Source organism: Micromonospora sp. 4G55 (assembly GCF_016803375.1).
Map to the genome: position 1 here is coordinate 1 of NZ_JAEVHN010000383.1, position 5,991 is coordinate 5,991.

Consider the following 5,991-nt stretch of genomic DNA (forward strand, 5'->3'; position numbering starts at 1 on the left):
GTACCCCGGGCAGTTGTCGCCAGGTCAGCCCTTCGGCGGTCACCCCGGCCAGTTCTCGCCGGCGCAGCCGGGTCAGGTTTCCGGTGGTCACCCCGGCCAGCTGTCGCCGGGGCAGCCGGGTCAGGTGTCCGGGTCGTACCCGGGGCCGTCCCCGCTTCCGGCGGGGGCGTACCTCGGTGGAACGCCGGGCGGTGGCTGGCGGCCGGTCCGGGTTGGCTGCCCCCGCCGCCGCGGGAGGCGCCCAGACCGCCCAAGCGGGTCGACGCGGTACCGGGTACCCCGTTCGGGGTGGTCCATCTCGACGTGCCCGCGGTGACCTCCGGTCCGGCGGTGGGGCTCGCTGGTGGCCGGGGTGGTGTCGATCCTGGTGTCGGTGCTGGTGGTCTGTTTCGGCGTCGGGGCGGCGCGGTACGGCGGGGCCTGGGCGGCCGGCGCGTTCACCGTGCCGGGTGTGCTGGCCGGGGGCGGGCCGCGATCGTGGCCGGGCTGCTGGCCCGGCGGCAGATCGGGCGGGCGGCGCCGCCGCCGGCGGTCCGGTTCACCGGGCGAGGGCTGGCCACGGCCGGGATCAGCTGCGGGGCGACGGGTCTGCTGCTCTGCCTGGCGGGCCTGGGGCTGGCGTTGCTGCTGCAGTTCGGGTGACGGCGGTCGCGGCGGGGGCGACGGGCCGCTTCCGCGGGCAGCCGGTACACTTGGAGCCGTAGGTGCCCACCACGGGCGAGCAGGCGCCACGGGGCGGGCGACCGGCGGGGTTTGAGATCCGCCGGACCATTCCGTTTTGACCTGCGAGGCTGTGGTAGGTACTCTTTCCCCTTGTGCCCGGGCCCGCCCGGGCAACTCGTGCGTGCGCGGGTCCCGGCTTATCCGGTGATCGAGCGGCCGTACGACACAGTCCAAGACCCGGCGCACGGTCAACCGCGTGCCGGCGAACACAATCCGGTGCGACGCGCGAGCGACGGCACCGGGACCGTGAGCTGGGCGACACGCCCGACCGCGGGTGCCGGGACCTCCGTGAGGTGGCCCTGGTCGGAATGTAGGAGAGCCGTCCATCAGGTCGGCTAACGAGCAGACGGCGCGGCCGCGTGAGCGGCCGAAGGGAGCGGAGAAACCCGGTGCCCACCATCCAGCAGCTGGTCCGAAAGGGCCGCCAGGCCAAGACGACCAAGACCAAGACCCCGGCGCTGAAGGGCAGCCCTCAGCGGCGCGGTGTGTGCACCCGCGTGTACACCACCACCCCCAAGAAGCCGAACTCGGCGCTCCGCAAGGTCGCTCGTGTCAAGCTCAGCAGCCAGATCGAGGTGACCGCCTACATCCCGGGCGTCGGTCACAACCTGCAGGAGCACTCGATCGTGCTCGTCCGCGGCGGCCGGGTGAAGGACCTCCCCGGCGTGCGGTACAAGATCGTCCGCGGTTCGCTGGACACCCAGGGTGTCCGCAACCGCAAGCAGGCGCGCAGCCGGTACGGCGCGAAGAAGGAGAAGAGCTGACATGCCGCGTAAGGGACCCGCTCCGCGGAAGCCGCTGGTCGCTGACCCGGTGTACAACTCGCCGTTGGTCACCAGCTGGTGAACAAGATCCTGATGCGCGGTAAGCGTCAGCTCGCCGAGCGCATCGTGTACGCCGCCCTGGAGGGCTGCCGCGAGAAGAGCGGCACCGACCCGGTCGTCACGCTCAAGCGCGCGATGGACAACGTCAAGCCGACCCTCGAGGTCCGCAGCCGCCGCGTCGGTGGCGCGACCTACCAGGTGCCGGTCGAGGTCCGTCCGGCCCGCGCGACCACCCTCGGTCTGCGCTGGCTGGTGACGTACTCCAAGGCCCGTCGTGAGAAGACCATGGTCGAGCGGCTGATGAACGAGCTGCTGGACGCGAGCAACGGTCTGGGTGCCGCCGTCAAGCGGCGCGAGGACACGCACAAGATGGCCGAGTCCAACAAGGCCTTCGCGCACTACCGCTGGTAACACCCTGGTTCGGCGCCGGACCGGCGCCGGAACCGCCACCAGTCGAGTCGAGACGACGATAAGTAGGGATTGAAGTGGCCGCCGCAGACGCGCTCGCCAACGTACGCAACATCGGCATCATGGCGCACATCGATGCCGGTAAGACCACGACCACCGAGCGGATCCTGTTCTACACCGGTATCACGTACAAGATCGGTGAGGTCCACGAGGGCGCTGCCGTCATGGACTGGATGGAGCAGGAGCAGGAGCGTGGTATCACCATCACCTCCGCTGCCACCAAGTGTGAGTGGAAGGGCCACACGATCCAGATCATCGACACGCCCGGTCACGTCGACTTCACGGTCGAGGTCGAGCGGTCGCTGCGGGTGCTGGACGGTGCGGTCGCGGTCTACGACGGTGTCGCCGGCGTGGAGCCGCAGACGGAGAACGTCTGGCGTCAGGCCGACAAGTACCACGTCCCGCGGATGTGCTTCGTCAACAAGCTCGACCGGACCGGTGCCGACTTCTTCCGCTGCGTGCAGATGATGATCGACCGGCTCAACGCCACCCCGCTGGTGCTCCAGATCCCGATCGGCCTCGAGGGCGACCACATCGGCGTCGTCGACCTGATCGGCATGCGCGCCCTCACCTGGCGCGGGGAGACCCAGAAGGGTGAGGACTACGCCATCGAGGAGATCCCGGCCGAGCTGGCCGACTCCGCGGCGGAGTGGCGCGAGAAGCTGATGGAGACCCTGGCCGACGTCGACGACGCGGTGATGGAGAAGTACCTGGAGGGCGAGGAGATCTCCGTCGAGGAGATCAAGGCCGCCATCCGTCGGGCCACCATCGCCAGCAAGGCCAACCCGGTGCTCTGCGGCTCGGCGTTCAAGAACAAGGGCGTGCAGCCCATGCTCGACGCCGTCGTCGACTTCCTGCCGTCGCCGCTGGACGTTCCGGCGATCGAGGGTACGGCCACCGACGGCGAGACCCCGCTGCAGCGGAAGCCGTCCAAGTCGGAGCCCTTCTCCGGCCTGGCCTTCAAGATCCAGACCGACAAGCACCTCGGCAAGCTCACCTACGTCCGGGTCTACTCCGGCATGGTCGAGACCGGTACCCAGGTGGTCAACTCCACCAAGGACCGCAAGGAGCGGATCGGCAAGATCTACCAGATGCACGCCAACAAGCGGGAAGAGCGCGGCTCGGCCCAGGCTGGCGACATCATCGCGGTGCAGGGTCTCAAGCAGACCACCACCGGTGACACCCTCTGCGACCCGGCGAACCCGGTCATCCTGGAGTCGATGACCTTCCCGGAGCCGGTCATCGAGGTCGCGATCGAGCCGAAGACCAAGGCCGACCAGGAGAAGCTCAGCACCGCCATCCAGCGGCTGGCCGAGGAGGACCCGACCTTCCGCGTCAAGCTGGACGAGGAGACCGGTCAGACGGTCATCTCCGGCATGGGCGAGCTGCACCTGGACATCCTGGTGGACCGGATGCGCCGCGAGTTCAACGTCGAGGCGAACATCGGCAAGCCGCAGGTGGCGTACCGCGAGACGATCCGCCGCAAGGTGGAGAAGATCGAGTACACCCACAAGAAGCAGACCGGTGGTTCCGGCCAGTACGCCCGCGTGATCGTGAGCGTCGAGCCGCTGCCGCTGGACAACGACTCGCCGACCTACGAGTTCGCCAACGCCGTCACCGGTGGCCGCATCCCCCGGGAGTTCATCCCCTCGGTGGACGCGGGTGCCCAGGACGCGATGCAGTACGGCATCCTCGCCGGCTTCCCGCTGGTGGGTGTCAAGCTGACGCTGCTGGACGGTCAGTACCACGAGGTCGACTCGTCGGAAATGGCATTCAAGATCGCCGGCTCGATGGTGATGAAGGAGGCGGCCCGCAAGGCCGACCCCGCGCTCCTCGAGCCGATGATGGCCGTTGAAGTCACCACTCCTGAGGAGAACATGGGTGACGTCATCGGCGACCTCAACTCCCGGCGCGGCATCATCCAGGCGATGGAGGAGCGCAGCGGCGCCCGTATCGTCCGGGCCCTGGTGCCGCTGTCGGAGATGTTCGGCTACGTCGGCGACCTGCGGTCGAAGACCCAGGGCCGGGCTAGCTACAGCATGCAGTTCGACTCCTACGCCGAAGTTCCGCAGAGCGTGGCGAAGGAGATCATCGCCAAGGCGACTGGTGAGTGACGCTCACCTGAGTTGATCCGATGGTTCGAGGCTGGTCGCGGGAGGGCACTCCCCGCCCGCGGCCACCTCGATCGGGTTGTGTGAGACCGGGCCTGTAGGCTTCATCGCCGCAGAACCCACCAAAGCTCTCCGGCCGCCAGGCCGGAAAGGCTGTCGACAGAGTCCTAAGCGCCAATCGGCGCGCCGGGGCGAACGAACCAAGAAGTCCACAGGAGGACACCAGTGGCGAAGGCGAAGTTCGAGCGGACTAAGCCGCACGTCAACATCGGCACCATTGGTCACATCGACCACGGTAAGACGACGCTGACGGCGGCCATCACCAAGGTCCTGCACGACCAGTTCCCGGACCTGAACCCGTACACGCCGTTCGACGAGATCGACAAGGCGCCGGAGGAGAAGGCCCGCGGCATCACGATCTCCATCGCGCACGTCGAGTACCAGACCGAGGCGCGTCACTACGCGCACGTCGACTGCCCCGGTCACGCCGACTACATCAAGAACATGATCACCGGTGCCGCGCAGATGGACGGCGCGATCCTGGTGGTGGCGGCGACCGACGGCCCGATGCCGCAGACCCGCGAGCACGTGCTGCTGGCCCGTCAGGTCGGTGTGCCGTACATCGTCGTGGCGCTCAACAAGAGCGACATGGTCGACGACGAGGAGCTCCTGGAGCTCGTCGAGCTCGAGGTCCGTGAGCTGCTCTCCTCGCAGGAGTACCCGGGTGACGACCTGCCGGTCGTCCGGGTCTCGGCGCTGAAGGCCCTCGAGGGCGACCCGGAGTGGACCGGTCGCCTGATGGACCTGATGAACGCCGTCGACACCGCGATCCCGCAGCCGGAGCGCGAGACCGAGAAGCCGTTCCTCATGCCGATCGAGGACGTCTTCACGATCACCGGTCGTGGCACCGTTGTCACCGGTCGCGCCGAGCGCGGCATCCTCAAGCCGAACGAGGAGGTGGAGATCGTCGGCATCCGCGAGAAGTCGATGAAGACCACCTGCACCGGCATCGAGATGTTCCGCAAGCTGCTCGACGAGGCCCGTGCGGGTGAGAACGTCGGTCTGCTGCTGCGCGGCATCAAGCGCGAGGACGTCGAGCGCGGCATGGTCGTCATCAAGCCGGGCACCACGACCCCGCACACGGAGTTCGAGGCGACGGTCTACATCCTCTCCAAGGAGGAGGGCGGCCGGCACACCCCGTTCTTCCAGAACTACCGTCCGCAGTTCTACTTCCGGACCACGGACGTCACCGGCGTCGTCACGCTGCCCGAGGGCACCGAGATGGTCATGCCGGGCGACAACACCACCATGACCGTGAAGCTGATCCAGCCGATCGCCATGGAGGAGAACCTCAAGTTCGCGATCCGCGAGGGTGGTCGTACGGTCGGCGCTGGTCGCGTCACCAGCATCCTCAAGTGAGCTGGGTAACCCCGATTAGCGTGGCCGCCGGTCGTGCGGCATACTAGTCAGGTTGCGTAACGACGGTTAGTCACCTGCGTCCGGTGAAAGCTGGACCTCCGGGAGACCAACAGTCGCGCGTAGGGTGGTTGATCGCCCCTGGCGGTCAACACCCTCGCACGGCGTCCAGATCGCTGTGATGCGATCGGCGCCTTGACCCACCGCGTGGTCTGAGAATCGCTCCGGAGTCCCGGGGCGGAGCCTGGCCCGAGGGCGCGACACGCCCGACCGCGGGGGTCGGCGAAGTGGGCCTGTACCAGCCGGTACAGCGCCCGCAACACAGCGGCATCGAGAGAAGGAACAGAAGCCACCATGGCGGGACAGAAGATCCGCATCCGGCTCAAGGCCTATGACCACGAGGTCGTCGACTCCTCGGCGCGGAAGATCGTCGAGACGGTGACGCGTAC

The 5,991-nt window shown here is 68.0% G+C and carries 4 protein-coding genes and 2 pseudogenes; all 6 read left to right on the forward strand.

The window, feature by feature from the left end; translation table 11 throughout:
* Positions 1-216: 216 nt before the first annotated feature.
* Positions 217-642 (forward strand): annotated as a pseudogene (locus JNW89_RS25075) (hypothetical protein).
* A 470-nt stretch (positions 643-1,112) separates the two neighbouring features.
* On the forward strand, positions 1,113-1,487 hold the full coding sequence (rpsL, locus tag JNW89_RS25080) for a 30S ribosomal protein S12 (RefSeq protein WP_007465318.1): 375 nt from the start codon (positions 1,113-1,115) through the stop codon (positions 1,485-1,487).
* 1 nt (position 1,488) lies between these two features.
* Positions 1,489-1,958: pseudogene (gene rpsG, locus JNW89_RS25085) on the forward strand (30S ribosomal protein S7).
* A 74-nt stretch (positions 1,959-2,032) separates the two neighbouring features.
* Positions 2,033-4,129, forward strand: coding sequence for an elongation factor G (gene fusA / locus JNW89_RS25090; protein ID WP_309140027.1), 2,097 nt, complete (start codon positions 2,033-2,035; stop codon positions 4,127-4,129).
* A gap of 222 nt (positions 4,130-4,351) precedes the next feature.
* The gene (gene tuf / locus JNW89_RS25095) at positions 4,352-5,545 is read left to right on the forward strand and encodes an elongation factor Tu (protein WP_238450762.1); all 1,194 of its coding nucleotides are present in this window, start codon (positions 4,352-4,354) and stop codon (positions 5,543-5,545) included.
* A gap of 351 nt (positions 5,546-5,896) precedes the next feature.
* A partial coding sequence (locus JNW89_RS25100) for a 30S ribosomal protein S10 (protein ID WP_365731422.1) occupies positions 5,897-5,991 on the forward strand: 95 nt, incomplete at its 3' end.